Here is a 19,495-nt window from a genome sequence, read left to right on the forward strand (position 1 = left end):
ATACACTCCTATTTATTAGATCCAGGAAGCAGAGAAGCCGACAAGAAACCGGCTATATCCCCGAGGTCCAGGCTGTGTTCTGCTCCAGCCCGCTGCCGGGCTGCTTTTGGCATTCCGTATACAATGGATGTCCGCTGAGATTCTGTAATAAGCAGGCAGTCCTGTGCTTTTTTCATTTCTGCCAGACCGGAGGCCCCGTCTGACCCCATCCCGGTCAGCACAACACCAACGTGGCTGAAACCATCTATCCCGGCAAGAGAGGAAAACAATACATCCGCCGAGGGTCGGTGACCGTTAACCGGAGGTGTGTCGAGAACTTCGGTGATCAGGGATCGTCCCATTCTGCGGACGGCAAGATGTCTTCCCCCCGGCGCAATATAAACGGTGCCGGCTTGGGCAATTTCTCCATCCCGGGCTTCTTTTACATGCAGAGGGCTCAGCTGATCCAGCCTGCCCGCAAGCGACTGTGTGAAAGCCGGCGGCATATGCTGCACGATGAACACCGGGGCTGGAAAGTTTTCCGGCAGTCCGGATAAGAGAACCTGCAGTGCTTTAGGGCCCCCGGTTGATGTGGCGACAGCGACTGTCTTTCTGCCGTCAAGGGAGATACCATCCGGTTCATCCTGCATTACCTGCATTCCAGCAGTAGAAGGAGCACTTTTCTTTTTTACATCCACCTGTGCTGCTGTCCTGATTTTTTCAACCATTTCTTCTTTCACATGATGAAGATCAAGCGATATGGATCCTGAAGGCTTTGCTAAAAAGTCAACAGCTCCCAGCTCGAGGGCTGAAATCGTCTGTTCCGCTCCTTTTGTCGTAAGCGAGCTCACCATGATGACTGGATGAGGGCAGGTTTCCATGATAGAGCGGAGAGCTTCCATACCGTCCATTTCGGGCATTTCTACATCGAGTGTGATGACGTCGAAACTACCGGTCCGTGCTTTTTCCAAGGCGTCTTTCCCGTTTCTGGCGGTACCTGCTGCGGTCATGCCCGGCTCTTCGTTGATGTAGTCACTGATCAGCTTCCTCATAAACGCAGAGTCGTCGACGACGAGAACACGAATCACCGGCCTCCCCCCTTTAGCAAAAATTCTTTCAACCGGCCGATAAATTGTTTATAAGACCCGGAATCACTTTCGGCTCCTTCTCTTCCTGCCACCCGCTCCAGACATGTCTGTAATGCTTTGGAGGCCGGCGTGTGTGGAAAAGCAAGCAGAAATGGTTCCTGTTTCTTTACCGCCTGCAGAACATGTTTATCCTGGGGAATGGCTGCAAGCAGCTCCACATCTTTGTGTAAAAATCGTTTGGCTGCCCGCTGCAGATTTTCCCCCGTCTGTCTTCCTTCCCTGCTTGTTTCACTTCGGTTGACAAGTATCGAACAGACAAGGTCAGGTGCACGGAGGTGCAGGTGTTTGATGACGGCGTACGCATCAGTAATGGACGTTGGTTCCGGGGTCGTAACGACAATTACTTCGTGGGAGGAAAGAATGAAATGAAAACTGTCTCTGTCCGCTCCCGCCCCCATATCAAACAAAATATAGTCAAAAACCCCGTCCAGCATAGCCATCTGCCTTGAAAAACGTTCCTTTTTTTCCTGGGTCATCTCAAAAATATCGTTCAAACCGGAGCCTCCTGCTGCTACGTGAAGACCACCGGGCCCGGTTTCCATGATATCCCATATAGAGCGGTCATTTTCTATCATGTCCACGATATCTCCGGATGTCTGAAGACCAAGCAGAATATCAACATTGGCCATCCCTATATCAAGATCAAACAGAGCTGTTTTGTATCCTTCCCGCGCCAGTCCTATACCGGCGTTGACGGAAAAATTGGATTTTCCAACACCGCCTTTTCCACTCACTACTGAAATGACTCTGGTCGCTTTTGAAGGGCTGCTGTCTTTGTGTTCCAGTACTCTGCGTAAATTCTGCGCCTGATCACTCATCACCGGCCTCCCCCAAGAGCCATTGGATAACTTTTGTATGGTCTGCTTCTTCCATGTCATCGGGAACGCTTTGACCATAGGTTATATATGCCGCCGGGATGCCGGTACGCGCCATAAGGTTAAACAAGGCTCCATACGTCGCAGTTTCATCTTTTTTTGTGAAGACAAAGCGGTCTATTGTAAGAAGCGAAAACTGCTCATATATGGTTTTCATGTCTTTAAACTTGGACGTCAGTGCCAGAACAAGGTACGTCTGCATCTCTTCTTCAAAATCGATGATTCTGCCAAGCTCCTTTACATAGAGCGGATTTGTAAAATTTCGTCCTGCTGAATCAACAATGACAAGGTCCTTCTCCGCAAACTGCTCCTTCGCCTCGCGGAAATCTTCTATCGAATAGGCGACAGCCACAGGAATGGCAAGGATTTCCGCGTAGGTTTTCAACTGTTCGACGGCGGCAATGCGGTACGTGTCTGTTGTAATGAAGGCGACGGACTTTTTCTCTTCCAGGTGATAGTAGGCTGCAATTTTTGCAGCTGTTGTTGTCTTCCCTACCCCGGTAGGCCCCACCAGATTAATGATTTTTGACATGGAAGCCGAAGGCCCCATCTCTTGAGGGAGCAGCCGGCTGAGATAAGAGGCAGTCCACTCTTTCACATTTTCATTGTCCGCCTCTTCAAAACTGCGGTACCATTCCCCGAGAAGATGCCTGAGAAGTTCATACGTCCAGACTTCCTCCACTTCCTGTTGCTCCAGCATATCTGCGATGGTTTGTATCGGTGCAGGGTAACCGCTTGAGGAAGTATGGCTTTTTTCATAGAGTCCGTTGACCATCGTTTTCAGTTCCCGTACTTCTTCTTCGAGCTTTTCTTTTGATGGTGCAGGCGGCGCCTGTGAAGCTGTGGTTTTCTGCTGCGTGGGCGCCTGCTGCTTTTTTGGCGCGGCGGAGGCGGCCGCAGGCGTATCTTCTTTTGCTGCAATCACCTCAATGTTCTTTTTCTTAAACAGGCCGAGAAACCCTCCTGAATTCACGTACTTTGAATTCAGGATAACAGCGTCATCACCAAGTTCAGCTTGAATTTTTGTCATGGCTTCCGGCATGGTTCCTGCTGTATACTTTTTTACTTTCATCAGGCATTCACCACCCCTGTACTCTGCACTTCAATATTTGGTTCCAGTTCATTGTAGGAAAGAACAGGCACCTGCGGCAGAAAGCGCTCAATCAGCTGTGAAATGTGCATTCTCACCGCCGGAGAGCATAACAGCACAGGAGTCTGCCCCATTTCGGACAACCGCTCTGCCTCCCGCCCGATATTTTCGACCAGGGACTGGGAATCATCGGGGTTCATGGCAAGGAAATTGCCGTGCTCGGTCTGTTGTACCGCTTCGGCGATTTTTTTCTCCGCCTGTCCACTCACCGTTACAACATACAATGGCTCCCCGTCGGGACTGAACTGTTTCGTAATCTGCCTGGATAGAGATTGTCTGACGTATTCGGTCACCAGTGTCATGTCTTTGGTCAAAGCTCCGTATTCAGCAAGGGTTTCAAAAATCGTAGGCAGGTTGCGGATCGATATTTTTTCTTTCAGCAGGTTGGACAGCACCTTCTGAATGTCACCGAGTGAAAGAGGGTTCGGCGTCACTTCTTCCACAAGGGTTGGATAGGTTTCTTTCAAATGTTCGACAAGCTGCTTTGCCTCTTCTCTTCCAAGCAGTTCATGGGCATGATTTTTTATGATTTCGGTCAGATGCGTGGAAACAACCGAGGGTGGATCCACCACCGTATAGCCGGAAAGTTCCGCCTGCTCTTTCATTTCCTCCCCAATCCACAGGGCCGGCAGCCCGAAAGCAGGTTCAGTCGTTTCGATTCCTGTAATGCTTTCATCCTCCACTCCCGGGCTCATGGCCATGTAGTGATCCAGAAGAAGTTCCCCCGAAGCGACATCGTTACCGTGCATCTTAATGGCATATTCATTGGGCTGCAGTTGTATATTATCCCGTATCCGGATAACCGGCACGACCATACCAAGCTCAAGAGCCAGCTGCCTGCGGATCATGACCACCCGGTCGAGGAGGTCACCGCCCTGGTTCGCATCAGCAAGCGGAATCAAACCGTAGCCGAATTCAAATTCAATCGGATCAATCGTCAGCAGGTTAACGACATTCTCCGGTGACTTCATATCATCATCTTCTCTTTCTTCCTCCGGTTCTTCTTCCTCTTTATCAGGCTGCTGCTCCACACGGCTCATGAAGTATGCCATGGAGGCAAGCCCCGCTGCGATAACGGTTGTCAAAAGCACCGTAATCGGGGTGAGCAGACCGAGAAGAAATATGGCGGCAGAAGCAATATACAGCATCTTCGGGAAGGCAAACAGCTGACTTGTCACATCATGACTCAAGTTTCCTTCCGACGCAGCTCTTGTAACGACGATACCGGTTGCTGTTGATACAAGCAGGGCTGGAATTTGACTCACAAGACCGTCCCCGACGGTAAGCAGTGTGTACGTGCTCGCCGCATCGGTGACGCCCATGCCGTGTTCAACCATACCGATAACCAGTCCGAAAATAAGATTGATAATGACAATGACAATCCCGGCAATCGCGTCCCCTTTCACAAACTTACTGGCTCCGTCCATGGATCCGTAAAAGTCCGCCTCTTCCTGGATTTTCTCGCGGCGCTGTTTGGCCTGCTGATCAGAAATCATCCCGGCGTTCAGATCCGCATCAATACTCATCTGTTTCCCCGGCATGGCATCGAGGGTAAAGCGTGCTCCTACTTCCGATACCCGCTCAGACCCCTTTACAATCACGACAAACTGAATAATGACAAGAATCAAAAACACGACAAAGCCAACGAGGGGACTGCCGCCCACCACAAAATTTCCAAATGTATTAATGACGTTACCGGCTTCTGCGTCCCCAAGGATGGAGCGGGTCGTCGAAACGTTCAACCCGAGCCGGAACAGTGTCACAAGCAGCAGCAATGTAGGGAATATGGAAAACTCGAGCGGCTCTCTCGTGTTCATCGAAACGAGAATGATGATGAGGGCAAGAGAGATATTAGTAATAATTAAAATATCAAGAATAAAGGTAGGAAGTGGAATGATGAGCATGACAACGATTAAAATAACACCAAATAACACGGAAAACTCTCTTGTACCCATTTAAATGCTCCTTTTTCTCGATTCCTTTCATTCTTATCAGACGAGCTGATTTTTCAGGCGGTACACATAAGCCAGCACTTCAGCCACCGCTTTAAACAATTCTTCCGGCACTTCATCCCCGATGTCAGCCTGGTCGTAGAGGGATCTTGCCAGCTGCTTATTCTCGACAAGGACCACGTCGTGGGCCCTGGCTGTGGAGCGTATACGGTACGCAACAAAATCGGCACCTTTGGCTGTGATTTTCGGAGCAGCCATCTGATCTTCTTCATATTTCAGGACAACCGCAAAATGAGTCGGGTTTGTGATCACGACGTCCGCTTCCGGAACTTCCTGCATCATTCGCTGCGTCGCCATGTCCATCTGCTGCTGTTTTCGTTTCTGCTTAATCTGAGGGTCGCCTTCCATCTTTTTGTTCTCATCTTTCACGTCCTGTTTGGACATTTTGATTTGTTTTTCATGGTCATGGCGCTGGTACAGATAGTCCGGAATCGCAAGAAACAAAAGAAGAAGCGCCGAACAAACACCGATTAATCCGGTCAACTGTGCTATTTCACCGAAGCCGTCAGCCACATCTTTCTGGTTTAAAAAAAGCAGCGAATCCAGATTCAGCCAGATAATCGTAAAGGTCAGCAGACCGACAAGCGTGATTTTAAACATCGATTTCATGAATTCCACGAGCGCCCTTGCTGAAAAAATCCGCTTGATACCGCTCAGGGGATTGATTTTTGACGGTTTAAATTTGATCGCTTCCGGCGAGAACAAAAAGCCGACCTGAAGTATGGAGGCCCCTGCCCCGAAAACGAGTGCTATAAGCAGAATCGGGGCCATCACAATACCTGTCTCGATAGTCAGTTCGTAAAAAATTTCAGGAATTGTGTTTTCTGTGAACTCCCACATCAGAAATTCAGTAAATACGGTCCGCATGGTGTCATATAAATGCGTACCGAGTACCGGGGCATACATGAACATGAACAGAAAAACGGCAAGCAGAATAAAAGCTGTATTGATATCTGTGCTTTTGGCAACCTGACCTTTATCACGGGTTTCCTGCTTTTTTTTCGGTGTCGCTTTCTCCGTTTTTTCCTGCTGGAAATACTGAAGATCCAGAGTCAGTTTCATGTCATGCTCCCCCAAACATCGCCATTAACGTCCGCATGGCTTCAAATGTTTCATCAAACAGGTGGTCCACCGCCATGAAAAAACCCGGAAGTGTCACAGCCAGAAGCGGCAGACCGGCAAATAATTTCAGCGGCAGGCCGACAACAAATACGTTCATCTGCGGCACGGCTCTGGACATCATGCCAAGCGCGAGGTCGGTCAAAAACAGACAGCCGACAATCGGAAATGCCATTTGAAAGGCAATCATGAACATCGTGCTGAACGATTCAAGGATGTGCTTGGCGACGGCCTCGTCTCCAAAAGGGAGAAACACTTGATCGACGGGAATAAATTCGTAACTGTAATAAATGCCGTCCATAATCAAGTGATGGCCGTCCACAGCCAGCAGGAACATAAGCGCGAACGTATACAGAAATCCTCCCATTAACGGGGTCTGCGCTCCGGTCTGGGGGTCAATCACATTGGCGACAAGAAAGCCCATGGCAATGTCCAGAAACATTCCCGCCACCTGCACGGCATACACCATGATGCCGGCGAGAAGACCCACGGAAAGACCAACAAGCATTTCCTTAAAAATAAGCAGAATATACGTGCTGTCGATGGAAATACTCTCTACATCCAAAGTGAATACGATAATTAATGCAAAAGAAGCACCGAACCCTACTTTAAAATGAGAGGGAACATTCCGATATGAAAACAGAGGCATGCTTGTAAAAAACGCAAGCACTCTGATTAACACCAACAAATAAACCGGTAATTGGTTCAGCCATTCAATCGTCATAAGCTACCTTATATATCCCATTAAATTACTTAAAATTGTTGCCGTAAAATCGGTTAAGACCTGCAGCATCCACGGGCCGAAAACGATAAGAGCTGCAAGCACACCGAGAATCTTCGGAATAAAGGCAAGGGTCTGTTCCTGAATCTGGGTGGTAGCCTGAAAAATCGCGACTCCGAAACCGAGCACGAGTGCTACCACCAAAAGCGGACCCGCTACAAGAAAGACAACCCATACTCCATTTTCTGCAAGGCTGATGACAGTATCCGCCGACATGGTTCCATCCCCTTCTAACACCTAATAACTGAATAATAATGATTCAACAATGAGATACCAGCCGTCTACAAGCACAAACAGCAGAATCTTAAAAGGCAGTGAAATCATGACCGGCGGAAGCATCATCATACCCATCGACATGAGAACACTGGCCACAATCATATCGATAACAAGAAATGGAATAAATATCAAAAATCCGATCTGAAATGCTGTGTTCAGTTCACTGATTGCAAAAGCCGGCACAAGCGCCGTCAGCGGAATATCTTCAATCGTTTCCGGCCGTTCCATTTCGGCGTATCCCATAAACAAAGACAAATCTTTCTCCCGGGTGTGTTCGGACATGAATTCCTTCATGGGAGCCGCGGCTTCCGAATATGCCTCTTCCTGATTCATCTCCCCGTTCAAGAGAGGAGTCAGTGCCTGATTGTTTACCTCAGAAAACACTGGAGCCATAATGAAAAACGTCATAAACAGCGCCAAGCTGATCAATACCTGAGTCGGCGGCATCTGCTGGGTGGCCAGCCCCATCCGGACGAAAGAAAGAACAATGACAATCCGGGTGAAACACGTCATTAAAATTAATATGGCCGGAGCTAGTGATAGAATCGTAATAAGAAAAATTAACTGCAGACTCGTCGTTAAATCGGACGGATCGTCACTGATCAGGCCTCCAAGATCCAGGCCGGGAATCGCAAAAATCATTCGTCATACTCCTTTATGCGCCGCCGGACATTTTTCCGTGCTTGTTTCATCTCGCCGAGCTGTCCTTCCAGTACTTTCTGAAAAGAAGAGGACTCGGAAGTTCCGTCTTCCTGCTGCGGATTTTTCTTCGGAAAGAGCGACTGCAGCCTTTGCAGCGCATTTTCCTCATTCCCTTGGTTCGGTTCCAGCAGCTCCTCCATCTCCTCTTCTTCTTCGACTTCCTTCAACAGCTGGATGGACTCGCCGACACCGACAACGAGGAGCCGGCGTCCCACCTTCACAACCTGGACCGACTTATTTTGTCCAAGTGGTACGCCGCCGAGATTCTGCATCGTCCGGTGGGACTGAAACCGCTGCGACCGTTTATTGATAAACTTGAGCAGCAGATACATGAGCGCGATGACAGCCCCCAAAGCAAGAAACAGCTGCACGAGCATGGAGAAGACATTGGTACTTTCCGCAAAATCCATGTTCTCGGTCGTCTCTGTTGATTCTTCCGGTGTGCCCGTATTTTCTTCGTTGTTCCCGTCCTCTTCCTGCGGGCTGTTCTCCAGAGCATCCTTTATACTCTGGTTCTCTCCTTGGGAAGCCTCGATGGTGAGCGGAAAAAGAAACCACACGAAAAGGACGAGGGTCAGCCGGAGTACGCTGTTTAAGTGCATGCCGGATACCTCCCCAGCCGCGTCAGCTGAGCGTCTTATTGATCGCTTCAAGAACGCGGTCCGCCTGAAATGGTTTTACGATGAAATCTTTCGCTCCGGCCTGGATGGCATCAATGACCATCGACTGCTGCCCCATAGCTGAGCACATAATCACCTTTGCCTCCGGGTTAATGGCCTGAATTTCCTTCAACGCTGCGATGCCGTCTTTCTCCGGCATCGTAATATCCAGGGTGACCAGGTCGGGGGATGTCTCTTTATATAAATCTACCGCTTCCTGTCCATCTTTTGCCTCGCCTGCAATCGTAAAATCATTTTTCTCGAGAATATCTTTGATCATCATCCGCATGAATGAAGCATCATCAACGACTAATACAGAATGTGCCATCGTCTGTATTCCTCCTTGTATATTATTATTTCAGTTTTTTGATACGGTCGGCCTGACTGACGATATCCGTCACGCGCACCCCGAAGTTTTCGTCAATCACAACGACTTCCCCTTTGGCAACCAGCTTCTGGTTCACGAGAATATCCACCGGTTCGCCTGCAAGCTTGTCGAGTTCAATAATCGACCCTTGCGAGAACTCCAGAATGTCTTTGATGGTACGCTGGGTCCGCCCGAGTTCCACCGTTACCTCAAGTGGAATATCCATCAGCATGTCGAGATTTTTCGATTCATTCTCACTCAGCGAGGGGGTATCAAATGATGAAAACTGGGCTGCCTGTACGTTGCCGGAAGGTCCGCCGACAAAACGTTCCTGATTTCCAGTGGAAGTCTGCCGTTCAGAGCCGGCCGGCTTCTGCTGCTCTGCCGCTGTGCTGTGCTGCTGCGGAGGAGCTTCCGGCTGTGGCGGCGCTTGGGTGGCTGCTTCCGGTTCCGGCGCCTTGTCGTCTTCGGGCTCGGACTGATTCATTAAATTATCCACCATGTCTTTTGCAAACGGAACAGATACAAGCTGCATAATAGTGGAATCTATCAAGTCTCCGATAATCAACCGGAATGATATTTTCGTAAGGGTATCAGCATCCGGGACATTGCTGGATCCTTCTTCATTTTTGAGATCCATCATATCGATTCCCGGTGGTGTAATATCAACCCGCTTATTGAAGACCGTGGACATGGAGGTCGACGCCGACCCCATCATCTGATTCATCGCTTCCTGCACGGCACTTATGTGCATCTCTTCCATTTCTTCAGCCGGATTGGTACCATCCCCGCCAAGCATCAAATCAGCAATGATGGAAGCGTCTCTTGTTTTGATGACGAGCAGGTTGGTGCCTTCAAACCCTTCTGTATACCGCACGTGAACGGCAACGTTCGGCCGTGGGAACTGTTCGTCCAGTTTTTCCCGCTGCACGACGGACACAACCGGTGTCGTGATTTCCACTTTTTGATTCAAAAGCTGGGACAGAGCGGTCGCTGAACTTCCAAAGGAAATGTTCCCGATTTCACCTAATGCATCCTGTTCCACCGAAGACAGATAATCCTCAACATTCAATTCTCCGGGCTCGCCCGCCGTTGACTCTGCATCTTCCTGACTCTGCTCTTTATTGTCGGAGTCGCCGCCTTCCACGCTTTTGAGCAGTTCATTAATTTCTTCCTGAGAGAGCATATCATCATTCATACTCGTTCCCCTCCTCTATTTCCTCTGTAATCTGAACGGCGATGTTTTTCTTCCACTGCCCCGGCTGTGCATAATACTTCGCTTCCCCGCCGGCGTTCAAAAGAAGCGGATCGTTGATATTTTGATCCAGTTCCAGTACATCTCCTTCGTTCAGACCAAGAAACTCTTCAATCGAGATTTCCGACGTGCCAAGAACGGCCTGCAGCGTGAGCGGGGCGGCTTTCACGGTCTGCTGCAGTTCTTCCAGTTCATGAGGGTCCCGTTCTTTCTTTTTCGTCTGCATCCAGTAATGAACCGACAAATGCGGAAGAATCTCCTCCAGAACAACGTGGGGAAGACAGATATTAATCATGCCTGTCGTTTCCCCTACCGTAGTCGAAAGCGATATAACAACCACTGTTTCATTGGGCGATACCATCTGCAGAAACTGGGGATTGACTTCAATATCCTCCATCTGCGGATCCATTTCAACCACGGATTCCCAAGCGGTCTGAAACGTTTCAAGCATCGTCTGAAAAACCTGTGTCATAAGTTTCGTTTCAATTTCTGTCAGGGTTTCCACTTTATTAATGCTTGTCCCTTTTCCACCGAGAAGCCGGTCGAGCACCGCATAGCCGACATTTGGATTAACTTCCATCAGAAGACGGCCGTCAAGCGGATACGCATCAAACACATTTAACAGTGTCATTTTCGGAATCGACCGGATAAATTCATCATAAGGCAGCTGATCCACTGATGCGACAGATATTTGTACAAACGTCCGCAGCTGGGCGGATAAAGACGTCGTAAGAAGCCTTGAGAAATTTTCGTGAATCCGGGAAAGGCTTCGGATCTGGTCTTTGGAGAATCTAAGCGCCCGCTTGAAATCGTACGTTTGTATTTTCTTTTCATCTTCTTCTTTTTTTAGTTCGTCCGCGTCCATTTCCCCGGTAGAAAGTGCGGATAACAGTGAGTCTATTTCACCCTGTGAAAGAACGTCCGCCAAACGTTTCCACCTCCTTTTTCGACATAAGCTGCCATTACTGAATCATCCGTTGTGTGGTGTAGACCCGCACCACTTTTCCGTCTTCCATGATGCCGTTGATATCAGAGCGCAGGGTGTCCTCAAGTTCCTTGAGCCCTTCTTTGCTCTGCAGTTCTTCGGGATCTCGGTCTGCCAGCTCATGAATGATAATATTTTTGACCTGGAAATCACGTTTCTGCAGTTCCTCCGCTCCCGATTTTGTCTCAACATGAACGCGGAATCGTCCCCGGAAGATGTCACCGTTTTTCAGGTTGGTCGTCATTTCCTCGGTTTCCCACGAGTTATCGATAATTTCATCGATGGTCGGTTCCGCTCCGGCTTCGGTGGAGGAAGAAAAATAGTTGAACAGCACGAACGCCACAACACCAACCAGGGTCAATGAGATGATAATAATCAGCATAATGTTCACTAAACGGTTCTGAAACACGTTACTCGTCCCCCTCTTTGGATGACAGGCCGATTAAGCCGATCCTCCGGTAAAACGCTGTGATTAATTGCTGCACGCTTTCCATACTCTCCTGGACAACGATCTTTTTGCCGTTGCTGAGTGTGATGGTCGTGTCCGGAAAAGCTTCCACCTGTTCAATCATCGCTGCATTCAATAGAAAGGTTTGTCCTTTTAATCTTGTTAATGTAATCATATGTATTGGATGAGCCGGGCGGCAGGACCCGGCTCACGCCTCCTTTTTAAATGTTGAACCGATTTAACGTTTCAGGTTCATGAGCTCCTGCAGCACTTCATCGGCGGTTGTAATACCACGGGTGTTCGCCTGGAACCCGCGCTGGGCCGTGATCATGTTCGTAAACTCCTCGGACAGGTCTACGTTGGACATCTCAAGCGTTCCCGGTACCAGTTCTCCGGCGCCGTCGCCCGGATTATTGTACTGGGCTTCTCCGGAGTTATCGGTCGGCTGGAAGAGGTTGCTTCCTGCCTTGGACAGACCACCCGGATTCGCGAACCTTGCCATCTCAACCTGTCCGGCCACCTGCTGGTCACCGTCCGCATTTACATAACTAACACTGCCATCGGCGCCGATGCTGAAACTCTGCGCATCTGTCGGAATTTGTATTCTACCTACATCACCATCTTCAAGATCTTCCAAGGAGGGCTCACCCTCATTGTTTGTTGTATTACCTAGTAAATATTGACCGTCTTGATTAACGATATGGCCCGATTGGTCCATATAAAAATTGCCGGCTCTTGTATAACTTGTATTTAAATCGTCATACCCATTGGTTGCCACATTGTCATCGCCACCATTTGGCCATTGATCATTATTTTGTTCACCGACTGCAAAGAAGCCGTCGCCGGAGATACCGAGGTCAAGGCTGCGGCCGGTGTTCTGCAGGCTTCCCTGGGTCTGTACTGTATCGATGCTGCCCATCTGCGTACCAAGTCCGACCTGCATCGGGTTCACACCACCGGAAGTGTCATTTGGAGCAGTTGCGCCCTGAATCTGCTGACTGATCATATCTTTGAACGTGGCTCTTCCTTTTTTGTAGCCGTACGTGTTGACGTTGGCGATGTTGTTACTCGTGACGTCCAGCTGCTGCTGGTGGTTTTTCATTCCGGAAATGCTTGAATACATTGAAGCTAACATATGGTTTCATCCTCCATTTTAGTAGTTCGGACAGCTTCAATCGGTCCGCCGTCCTCCGGCTTCCTTTTCAGGTCCGGCCGGTTTAGTCTCTTACGTTAATCGTACCGTCAATATTGGTAAAGATATGGTCGGCCGCCTCATCACGCTGCATCGCTGTTATAACGGTGTGGTTCTTTGCACTGACAACGAGAGCGCTGTCGTCTGTAAATACGACCGCATCCTTGACCCCTTTCGTGCGTGCTTCTTCCAGTTTGTCACTGATCTTCTGCCACTGTTCTTCGGTTACGATGACATCCCGGTCATGCAGACGCTTTTGTGCATGCCTGCTCACTTTCAGTTCTGCCGTTTTCTCCAGCTGCCCGTTCAGCAGTTCCTGAAACGATGGCCCGGATGGAGATGGTTCTGCTTTTTGTTTCGGCGGTGATGTTGCGGGATGCGGCAGCTGATGCAGTCCACCGGGTTGAATCCCTGAACTCATTTTGTCTGCCTCCTGCCTGTCACAGCTGCGGCGTTAACTGCCGGCGCTGTCCTGTCCGTTATTTCCGGTCTCTTCCGACTCATCCGACGCGGCATCGACCTGAATCATCTGTTCACTGTCCACCCACTGGTCGTTGTCCATCAAAAGGCGGATTGTTCCGCTTCCGTCCTGTTTCACGGAAGTGACCTCGTTGACTCGCTCCTCGGTCTGCTCAACGCCGTTTTCATCCTTTACCGTCTGCTGCCATGTCACCGTTTTGCCAATGAGCTGGCTGTGCTGGACGAGCGATCCTTTCTGCTGGGCACCAGCCATGTCTGTGATAGCCGATGTCATGTTCGTCATCTGCTCAAGAGATGAAAACTGTGCCATCTGGCTGATAAACTCTTTGTCCTTCATCGGATCCGCCGGACTCTGGTTCTGGAGCTGCGTCATCAGAATTTCGAGAAAATCGTTTTTTCCGAGACTGCCGTTTTTCTTATCTGTGCGGAGGGATTCGGTCTGGGTCGGCATTGCATATTGGTCCTGAATCGTATTTGCCATGTTTTTCACCTACACTTGTTCATTAAAAGTTAGTGCATCGAGCACGTCCGCGAACGTTTCTTCCGTTTCTTCGTCCACGTCTGTTTCATTGCCGTCATGGCTGTTCAGATCGTCGGCATCTTCCTGTCCCTCATCGTCCTGCTGCAGGGTGGAAGGCTGCTGCTGGGAAATGTCAATCCGCTCGACCTGTATGTTCTGCTGCTGGAAAGCGGCACGGAGCTGATGAATCTGACTTTCCACCATTTCTCTGGCGTTACTTGAAGTTGTCATGAGCTTGGCGGTCAACTGCCCGTTCTGCTGCATAATCTTCACGTCGAGCCGTCCGAGATTTTCCGGTACCAATTTCACCGTGAGCTGCTGCGTGCCGTTTTTAAACGACTGCAGGCTGCTTTTGCCGATCAGGTTCTGGAACTGTTTCACAAACTCCTGGGCACGGGCGTGCTCTGTTTTTCCCTCTCCAAGATAAACAACGGCCTGCTGTGCTTTTGCCATGACGCCGGTCCCGTCCTGGGAACTCATGGAGGAAGGCTGCGCGTTCGCTGTGTTCGACTCCGTACCGCCTCCTGTCATGCTTCGGTTCAGAAGCTGCTGTAGATATTGCTGCTTGGAGTCCTGACCGGATGAAGAAGTGTTTTTCAGGGCCTGGAAAAAACCGTCCATCGTTTTCTGCTGACCGCCGGTGGATTCCACCCACTGCGTAACCTGTTTCAAAGCTTGATCCGGGGTCATGCTCTGCTGAGCGTTGGATTTTCCTGTGAACGATCCGGCAAGCGAAGCAAGAGCTGCCTGAAAACCACTGTTCCTGGTGCCGGTTCCTGCGTTCTGAGCCGATGAGTCCGTCCCTTGTGCCTGAAGGTTTCCCCCCTGCCCGGCTGCCTGCTGTAAAAGGGCAAGCATCCCCGTGAAAGAAGCAGCAAGTTTCTGCTCATTGTTATCCAAGTTGTTCATCCCGGGTTCCGAACCCGCTTGTTTATCTGCAAACAAGTTCTGCACGGCTTCAGGCAGAGCCTCCTTGCCTTTGTCAGACGAAGTGAGCGCCTGTTCCAGCCACTGCATCATTTCCTCTCCGTCAAGTTCCGGCAGGGCCTGCGCCAGTTCCTGCATGCCTTTTGGCAGTTTGTCGAGCAGCTTTTCCATACTGCCGGACCATTCAAAGCTTCCGTTCTCAAACAAAGCCTTCAGCTCGTCTGAAAACTGCTCGAACAGTTTATCCCCGTTTTTGAAAAAGCCGGACAACAGCTCTTCGAGTGAGCCGCCGGATTCCGCACCGGAAGCTGCTCCTTCTGATTCTACAGCGTTTAACGCCTTCCCGAGCATCTGCATAAATCCTTTTTCGCCTCCTGCGTCCGGACCGTTTTTCCCGGCTCGCTGCGTGTTCAGTTCCGCATTCGGCATCGACTGCATAAGCATCTGCATCTGCATCTGTTTCACCCCCTTTCAGTAATTATTTTTTATTCACTTAACGAGTTTATAATAACGGAGGCGCGCTGCGGCTCCATTTCCGCCAGAATGTCAGCTCTCATTTCCGTTCCCGTTTCCGAGAGGTGACGAACGACTTCCTGGTCGCTCATCTCTGCTAAAATAGAGGCTGCCGCCGATGCTCCCATGCTTTCGTATACTTGAGCGGTTTCCTGGAGGCCGGAATTATCCTGTTCCTGCTCGGAGTTCTCGGTTTGCTGCTCCACCTGCATGGCTTCCATCTCCTGCTCGAGTTCCTGAATTTCTGTGTTTTTTGCTTCGAGCTGCTGCTCCAGCGAAGCTATTTCTTCTTCTTTGGCTGCCAGTTCTTCCGGGTCTGCCTGCGGGGCGGATTCTCCAGCTGTCGTTTCCGTCTCCTCGGCTTCCATGGAAATACCCGGAACTTCGTTTATCATACTGCGCCCCATGTCAGCCACGTTCACACCGAGAAAAGACAGAAGGACGACGCCGATAATGAGCGCAAACACGACGGGAATAAAAATGATAAGGAAAAACCATTGCCCTTTTTTTGTTCTTTTTTCAGTTTTTTGTTTGGCCATCGGATTCACCTAATTTCATCGAAACGCAAACTTCCGGGTTGATATTTCATCCATCATTTTTTCTTCCTGGCGCTTCTCTTCCAGATGGAATTCTTCTTTTTCCCATTCTTTCATCCGGGAGTACTTTTTCCATTCTATCGAAGCTTCCTGCATCTCTGCTTCTTTCTTATGCATGGTGTCTCTGGCTTTATCGGTCTGTTTCTGAGTATCGGCGATCCGCTGCTGCAGCTGAAATACTGCTTTTTCACTCTGCTGCAGCTGATGGACGTAAATGCCGCCGCTCATTTGTTCTTTATAAAGCGACTCGAGCTGCTCTTTTTGCTTAAGCAGTTCATACAAAGCCGATGCCATCCGTTCAAACTGCTGAACCGATTGTTCGTACTCCTGCGACTTCTGTTCTTTCTGGCGCTTTCGCAGCTCAAGTATTTTCTGAAAAGAATAGGTAAACGACATTCATCATTCTCCTTTACCAAACTGGGCGGTCAACTCGTTTTTCGTATCTGCCAGCGGCTGCATTTCTGTTGTATCCTGCTGAAGAAATTGATTAATCTTTGGCTGCATATTGACTGCCTGGTCGATTTCTTTGGAGGAGCCTTTTTTATAAGCGCCGATATTAATCAGATCTTCGGATTCGGTATAAGTGGACAGATAGTGTCTCAGATTCTCCGCTGCTTCCCGGTGATCTTTGTCAACGAGGTCTTCCATTACCCTGCTGATGCTGCGAAGGACATTGATCGCGGGGTAATGGCCTTTATCGGCAAGCTTACGGTCGAGAACAAAATGACCGTCCAGAATACCCCGGACTGCATCAGCAATCGGTTCATTCAAGTCATCTCCGTCTACCAGAACGGTGTAAAACGCAGTAATGGTGCCATTTTCACTCGTTCCGGAACGCTCCAGCAGTTTAGGAAGCATGGCAAAAACTGATGGGGTGTAGCCTTTTGTCGTGGGGGGTTCACCGATCGCCAGCCCGATTTCACGCTGCGCCATGGCAAACCTCGTTACAGAATCCATCATCAGATTCACATTCTTCCCCTGATCCCGGAAATACTCCGCCACCGCTGTTGCGGTCATGGCTCCCTTAATTCTCATTAAGGCCGGCTGATCAGATGTCGCTACAACCACGACGGATTTTTTCATCCCTTCTTCACCGAGATCCCGTTCGATAAAATCTTTCACTTCCCGTCCGCGCTCCCCGATCAAGGCAATCACATTCACATCCGCCTCCGAGTGCCTGGTGAGCATGGACAGGATGGTACTCTTTCCGACACCGCTTCCTGCAAAAATACCAATGCGCTGGCCTTTGCCCATTGTGAGAAGACCGTCTACTGCTTTAATACCAAGAGACAACGGTTCGTTAATCCGCGGGCGGAGAAGAGGATTGGGCGGTTCCGCTTCCGTCGGTACCGGAACAAGACCGTCCGGAAGCTTTGAGCCATCAAGCGGCTGTCCTGTCCCGTCAATGACTTTGCCAATCAGTCCGGTGCCGCTTTTGACCTGCAGCGGTTTGCCGGCTCCTTCGACAAGACTGCCCGGACTGATATCCACGGTGTGACGAAGCGGCATCAGCTGAACGTACTTGTCCTTGAATCCAACCACCTCAGCAAGAACCGGTTTGCTTCCGCCTTCAGGATAAATGAAGCACAGTTCCCCAACCGACGTCCGGGGGCCTTTGGATTCGATGGTCAGGCCAACCACCCTTGTTACCTTTCCGTATTGTTTATACGGATTCAGGGTATGAATTTCGTTGACCAGATCAGCTGCTTTCATTCGTACCGCCCTCTTTCAGTTTTTCTTCGAGCTGTTCTTTCAGTTCCTGAAGCTGGCTGTCAAGGGAAGCGTCCACTTTGCCGTACGGAGTCTCGATGGTGCAGTCCCTTTCCCCGAGGGTGCTGTCCGGATAAATCAGAAGATCCTGGGAGTAGGCAAGCAGCTTTTCCATTTCATTCCGCTGTTTCCGGGTTTCTTCAACTCTGGAGACTGGAACGTATACGGCGATTTCTTCATGATCTTTCACTTCTTTCACCGCGTTTTTCACTATTTCCATCCACGTGCCGTCCCGGTCTTCAAGAGAGTCATAAATGATCCGGTTCGCTATGGTGAGTGCCAGATCAAGAATGACAGGTTCCGCCCGTTCGAGATATTGGTGATACTCTTCACGCGCCGCTGTTATCATCTGCTGTGCTTCCTGCACCGCTTCGTCAACAGCAAAATATCCTTCTTCTTTTCCTTCTTGGAGCCCCTGATTCCAGCCTTCCTGTCTTGCATCCGTGTAAGCCTGTTCGATGCGCTGCCTGGAATTCTCCTCTTCCTCACTGATCTTTCTGCGTGCTTCCTCAAGCTCCTGGTGTGCCTGCTGTCTCAGCTGTTCCATTTCTTCGCGTTCCCTGTCGAGACGATACTTTTCATGGCCGGCCGCTGTCTCTCCCGGCACTTCTTCTCCATGTTCCCCGGGGTCCCGGGAAACATCCGGCGCTACCTGTCTGAGACCGATCGCACGTACATTGTCATACGAAGCAGAAGAAGACGGCCGTTTGATAAGTCTAGACAATGATATCGTCTCCTCCTCCACGTGCGATCACAATTTCGCCGGTTTCTTCAAGTCTGCGGATCACGGAGACAATTCGTGTCTGTGATTCCTCCACATCACGCAGCCGCACCGGCCCCATGAACTCCATTTCCTCTTTAAACGTATCTGCCATCCGCTGGGACATGTTGTTGAAAACAAGTTCTTTGACTTCATCACTGGCCACTTTCAGGGAAAGCTGCAGGTCATCGTTTTCCACATCCCGGATAACACGTTGAATCGAGCGGTTGTCGAGGGTGACAATATCTTCGAAGACAAACATCCGTTTCTTGATTTCTTCTGCGAGTTCCGGATCCTGAATCTCAAGCGAATCGAGAATCGTACGCTCGGTGCTGCGGTCCACCCCGTTCAGCACTTCCACAACAGATTCAATGCCGCCTGCTTCCGTGTAGTCCTGTGTAACGGTAGCAGAGAGTTTCTGTTCGAGAATGGATTCCACTTCATTCACAATTTCGGGGGATGTGCTGTCCATAACAGCAATCCGCCGGGCCACATCGGTTTGAACGTCCTGAGGAAGTTCGGACAATATCTGACCCGCCTGTTCCGACTCCAGATACGATAGAATTAAAGCTATCGTCTGAGGGTGTTCATGCTGAATGAAGTTAAGAATCTGTGACGGATCGGCTTTTCTCGCAAAATCAAACGGCTTGACCTGAAGCGAAGAGGTAAGACGGTTAATAATCTGCATCGCGTTATCTTCACCGAGAGCTTTTTCCAGTACGCTTTTGGCGTAACCTATCCCGCCCTGGGAAATGTAATCCTGAGCGACCGCAATCTGATGAAACTCTTGAAGCACGTTCTCTTTTGTGTCGCTGTCCACTTTCCGCACATTGGAGATTTCCAGTGTCAGTTTTTCGATTTCGTCCTCGTTCAAATATTTATATACCTGGGCGGAAACATCGGGCCCAAGCGAGATAAGGAGCATGGCCGCCTTCTGTTTTCCGGTCAAGGTATCTTTAGCTTTCGGCATGGCAGGACCTC

General features: G+C 49.8%; 23 protein-coding genes. All 23 read right to left on the bottom strand.

Features of this window, described 5'->3' with window-relative positions; translation table 11 throughout:
* Positions 1–8: 8 nt before the first annotated feature.
* A complete protein-coding gene (locus ACFSUB_RS04855) occupies positions 9–1,067 on the bottom strand; it encodes a protein-glutamate methylesterase/protein-glutamine glutaminase (RefSeq protein ID WP_380712061.1) in 1,059 nt (352 codons plus the stop codon).
* The gene (locus tag ACFSUB_RS04860) at positions 1,064–1,945 is read right to left on the bottom strand and encodes a MinD/ParA family protein (protein ID WP_380712062.1); all 882 of its coding nucleotides are present in this window, start codon (positions 1,943–1,945) and stop codon (positions 1,064–1,066) included. Before ACFSUB_RS04860 ends, ACFSUB_RS04855 begins: the two co-directional genes overlap by 4 nt.
* On the bottom strand, positions 1,938–3,074 hold the full coding sequence (flhF, locus tag ACFSUB_RS04865) for a flagellar biosynthesis protein FlhF (protein WP_380712063.1): 1,137 nt from the start codon (positions 3,072–3,074) through the stop codon (positions 1,938–1,940). The genes ACFSUB_RS04860 and flhF overlap by 8 nt, the downstream gene beginning before the upstream one ends.
* Positions 3,074–5,107 carry a flagellar biosynthesis protein FlhA gene (gene flhA / locus ACFSUB_RS04870; protein WP_380712064.1) on the bottom strand — a complete coding sequence of 678 codons (2,034 nt, stop codon included), beginning with the start codon at positions 5,105–5,107 and terminating at the stop codon, positions 3,074–3,076. The genes flhF and flhA overlap by 1 nt, the downstream gene beginning before the upstream one ends.
* A gap of 36 nt (positions 5,108–5,143) precedes the next feature.
* Complete coding sequence (gene flhB, locus ACFSUB_RS04875) at positions 5,144–6,226, bottom strand: flagellar biosynthesis protein FlhB (protein WP_380712065.1); 1,083 nt, start codon at positions 6,224–6,226, stop codon at positions 5,144–5,146.
* 1 nt (position 6,227) lies between these two features.
* Complete coding sequence (gene fliR / locus ACFSUB_RS04880) at positions 6,228–7,007, bottom strand: flagellar biosynthetic protein FliR (RefSeq protein WP_380712066.1); 780 nt, start codon at positions 7,005–7,007, stop codon at positions 6,228–6,230.
* 3 nt (positions 7,008–7,010) lie between these two features.
* A complete protein-coding gene (fliQ, locus tag ACFSUB_RS04885) occupies positions 7,011–7,280 on the bottom strand; it encodes a flagellar biosynthesis protein FliQ (protein ID WP_380712067.1) in 270 nt (89 codons plus the stop codon).
* 21 nt (positions 7,281–7,301) lie between these two features.
* Positions 7,302–7,982, bottom strand: a complete 681-nt coding sequence (gene fliP, locus ACFSUB_RS04890) for a flagellar type III secretion system pore protein FliP (RefSeq protein ID WP_380712068.1) — start codon at positions 7,980–7,982, stop codon at positions 7,302–7,304.
* Positions 7,979–8,644, bottom strand: a complete 666-nt coding sequence (gene fliO / locus ACFSUB_RS04895; protein ID WP_380712069.1) for a flagellar biosynthetic protein FliO — start codon at positions 8,642–8,644, stop codon at positions 7,979–7,981. The genes fliP and fliO overlap by 4 nt, the downstream gene beginning before the upstream one ends.
* A gap of 22 nt (positions 8,645–8,666) precedes the next feature.
* The gene (locus ACFSUB_RS04900; RefSeq protein ID WP_380712070.1) at positions 8,667–9,029 is read right to left on the bottom strand and encodes a response regulator; all 363 of its coding nucleotides are present in this window, start codon (positions 9,027–9,029) and stop codon (positions 8,667–8,669) included.
* A 25-nt stretch (positions 9,030–9,054) separates the two neighbouring features.
* Entirely contained in the window at positions 9,055–10,266 is a 1,212-nt protein-coding gene (gene fliY / locus ACFSUB_RS04905; RefSeq protein WP_380712071.1) for a flagellar motor switch phosphatase FliY, read from the bottom strand.
* The gene (gene fliM, locus ACFSUB_RS04910) at positions 10,259–11,251 is read right to left on the bottom strand and encodes a flagellar motor switch protein FliM (protein WP_380712072.1); all 993 of its coding nucleotides are present in this window, start codon (positions 11,249–11,251) and stop codon (positions 10,259–10,261) included. Before fliM ends, fliY begins: the two co-directional genes overlap by 8 nt.
* Before the next feature lie 34 nt (positions 11,252–11,285).
* On the bottom strand, positions 11,286–11,717 hold the full coding sequence (gene fliL, locus ACFSUB_RS04915) for a flagellar basal body-associated protein FliL (protein ID WP_380712073.1): 432 nt from the start codon (positions 11,715–11,717) through the stop codon (positions 11,286–11,288).
* A 1-nt stretch (position 11,718) separates the two neighbouring features.
* Complete coding sequence (locus ACFSUB_RS04920; RefSeq protein ID WP_380712074.1) at positions 11,719–11,931, bottom strand: flagellar FlbD family protein; 213 nt, start codon at positions 11,929–11,931, stop codon at positions 11,719–11,721.
* A gap of 63 nt (positions 11,932–11,994) precedes the next feature.
* Positions 11,995–12,891: a flagellar basal body rod protein FlgG gene (gene flgG / locus ACFSUB_RS04925; RefSeq protein WP_380712075.1), complete on the bottom strand. Its 897-nt coding sequence runs from the start codon at positions 12,889–12,891 to the stop codon at positions 11,995–11,997.
* Positions 12,892–12,973: 82 nt separating this feature from the next.
* A complete protein-coding gene (locus ACFSUB_RS04930; RefSeq protein ID WP_380712076.1) occupies positions 12,974–13,369 on the bottom strand; it encodes a TIGR02530 family flagellar biosynthesis protein in 396 nt (131 codons plus the stop codon).
* 33 nt (positions 13,370–13,402) lie between these two features.
* Positions 13,403–13,909, bottom strand: coding sequence for a flagellar hook assembly protein FlgD (gene flgD, locus ACFSUB_RS04935; protein ID WP_380712077.1), 507 nt, complete (start codon positions 13,907–13,909; stop codon positions 13,403–13,405).
* A gap of 9 nt (positions 13,910–13,918) precedes the next feature.
* Entirely contained in the window at positions 13,919–15,331 is a 1,413-nt protein-coding gene (locus ACFSUB_RS04940) for a flagellar hook-length control protein FliK (protein WP_380712078.1), read from the bottom strand.
* Between the two features lie 29 nt (positions 15,332–15,360).
* Positions 15,361–15,927, bottom strand: a complete 567-nt coding sequence (locus ACFSUB_RS04945) for a MotE family protein (protein WP_380712079.1) — start codon at positions 15,925–15,927, stop codon at positions 15,361–15,363.
* A gap of 15 nt (positions 15,928–15,942) precedes the next feature.
* Complete coding sequence (gene fliJ / locus ACFSUB_RS04950; RefSeq protein WP_380712080.1) at positions 15,943–16,380, bottom strand: flagellar export protein FliJ; 438 nt, start codon at positions 16,378–16,380, stop codon at positions 15,943–15,945.
* 3 nt (positions 16,381–16,383) lie between these two features.
* The gene (gene fliI / locus ACFSUB_RS04955) at positions 16,384–17,697 is read right to left on the bottom strand and encodes a flagellar protein export ATPase FliI (RefSeq protein WP_380712081.1); all 1,314 of its coding nucleotides are present in this window, start codon (positions 17,695–17,697) and stop codon (positions 16,384–16,386) included.
* The gene (gene fliH, locus ACFSUB_RS04960; RefSeq protein ID WP_380712082.1) at positions 17,684–18,478 is read right to left on the bottom strand and encodes a flagellar assembly protein FliH; all 795 of its coding nucleotides are present in this window, start codon (positions 18,476–18,478) and stop codon (positions 17,684–17,686) included. Before fliH ends, fliI begins: the two co-directional genes overlap by 14 nt.
* Positions 18,471–19,484, bottom strand: coding sequence for a flagellar motor switch protein FliG (gene fliG, locus ACFSUB_RS04965; protein WP_090928084.1), 1,014 nt, complete (start codon positions 19,482–19,484; stop codon positions 18,471–18,473). Before fliG ends, fliH begins: the two co-directional genes overlap by 8 nt.
* Positions 19,485–19,495 lie beyond the last annotated feature (11 nt).

Origin of the sequence: Salibacterium lacus (assembly GCF_042684865.1) — a bacterium.
Taxonomy (GTDB): domain Bacteria; phylum Bacillota; class Bacilli; order Bacillales; family Marinococcaceae; genus Salibacterium; species Salibacterium lacus.

Coding starts and splice junctions, on each gene's coding strand:
- flhF (WP_380712063.1), bottom strand. CDS start 3,074: ATGAAAGTAAAAAAGTATACAGCAGGAACCATGCCGGAAGCCATGACA.
- fliG (WP_090928084.1), bottom strand. CDS start 19,484: ATGCCGAAAGCTAAAGATACCTTGACCGGAAAACAGAAGGCGGCCATG.
- ACFSUB_RS04940 (WP_380712078.1), bottom strand. CDS start 15,331: ATGCAGATGCAGATGCTTATGCAGTCGATGCCGAATGCGGAACTGAAC.
- fliP (WP_380712068.1), bottom strand. CDS start 7,982: ATGATTTTTGCGATTCCCGGCCTGGATCTTGGAGGCCTGATCAGTGAC.
- fliR (WP_380712066.1), bottom strand. CDS start 7,007: ATGACGATTGAATGGCTGAACCAATTACCGGTTTATTTGTTGGTGTTA.
- flgG (WP_380712075.1), bottom strand. CDS start 12,891: ATGTTAGCTTCAATGTATTCAAGCATTTCCGGAATGAAAAACCACCAG.
- ACFSUB_RS04920 (WP_380712074.1), bottom strand. CDS start 11,931: ATGATTACATTAACAAGATTAAAAGGACAAACCTTTCTATTGAATGCA.
- ACFSUB_RS04930 (WP_380712076.1), bottom strand. CDS start 13,369: ATGAGTTCAGGGATTCAACCCGGTGGACTGCATCAGCTGCCGCATCCC.
- fliY (WP_380712071.1), bottom strand. CDS start 10,266: ATGAATGATGATATGCTCTCTCAGGAAGAAATTAATGAACTGCTCAAA.
- flhA (WP_380712064.1), bottom strand. CDS start 5,107: ATGGGTACAAGAGAGTTTTCCGTGTTATTTGGTGTTATTTTAATCGTT.
- fliQ (WP_380712067.1), bottom strand. CDS start 7,280: ATGTCGGCGGATACTGTCATCAGCCTTGCAGAAAATGGAGTATGGGTT.
- ACFSUB_RS04900 (WP_380712070.1), bottom strand. CDS start 9,029: ATGGCACATTCTGTATTAGTCGTTGATGATGCTTCATTCATGCGGATG.
- flgD (WP_380712077.1), bottom strand. CDS start 13,909: ATGGCAAATACGATTCAGGACCAATATGCAATGCCGACCCAGACCGAA.
- flhB (WP_380712065.1), bottom strand. CDS start 6,226: ATGAAACTGACTCTGGATCTTCAGTATTTCCAGCAGGAAAAAACGGAG.
- fliJ (WP_380712080.1), bottom strand. CDS start 16,380: ATGTCGTTTACCTATTCTTTTCAGAAAATACTTGAGCTGCGAAAGCGC.
- fliO (WP_380712069.1), bottom strand. CDS start 8,644: ATGCACTTAAACAGCGTACTCCGGCTGACCCTCGTCCTTTTCGTGTGG.
- ACFSUB_RS04945 (WP_380712079.1), bottom strand. CDS start 15,927: ATGGCCAAACAAAAAACTGAAAAAAGAACAAAAAAAGGGCAATGGTTT.
- ACFSUB_RS04860 (WP_380712062.1), bottom strand. CDS start 1,945: ATGAGTGATCAGGCGCAGAATTTACGCAGAGTACTGGAACACAAAGAC.
- fliI (WP_380712081.1), bottom strand. CDS start 17,697: ATGAAAGCAGCTGATCTGGTCAACGAAATTCATACCCTGAATCCGTAT.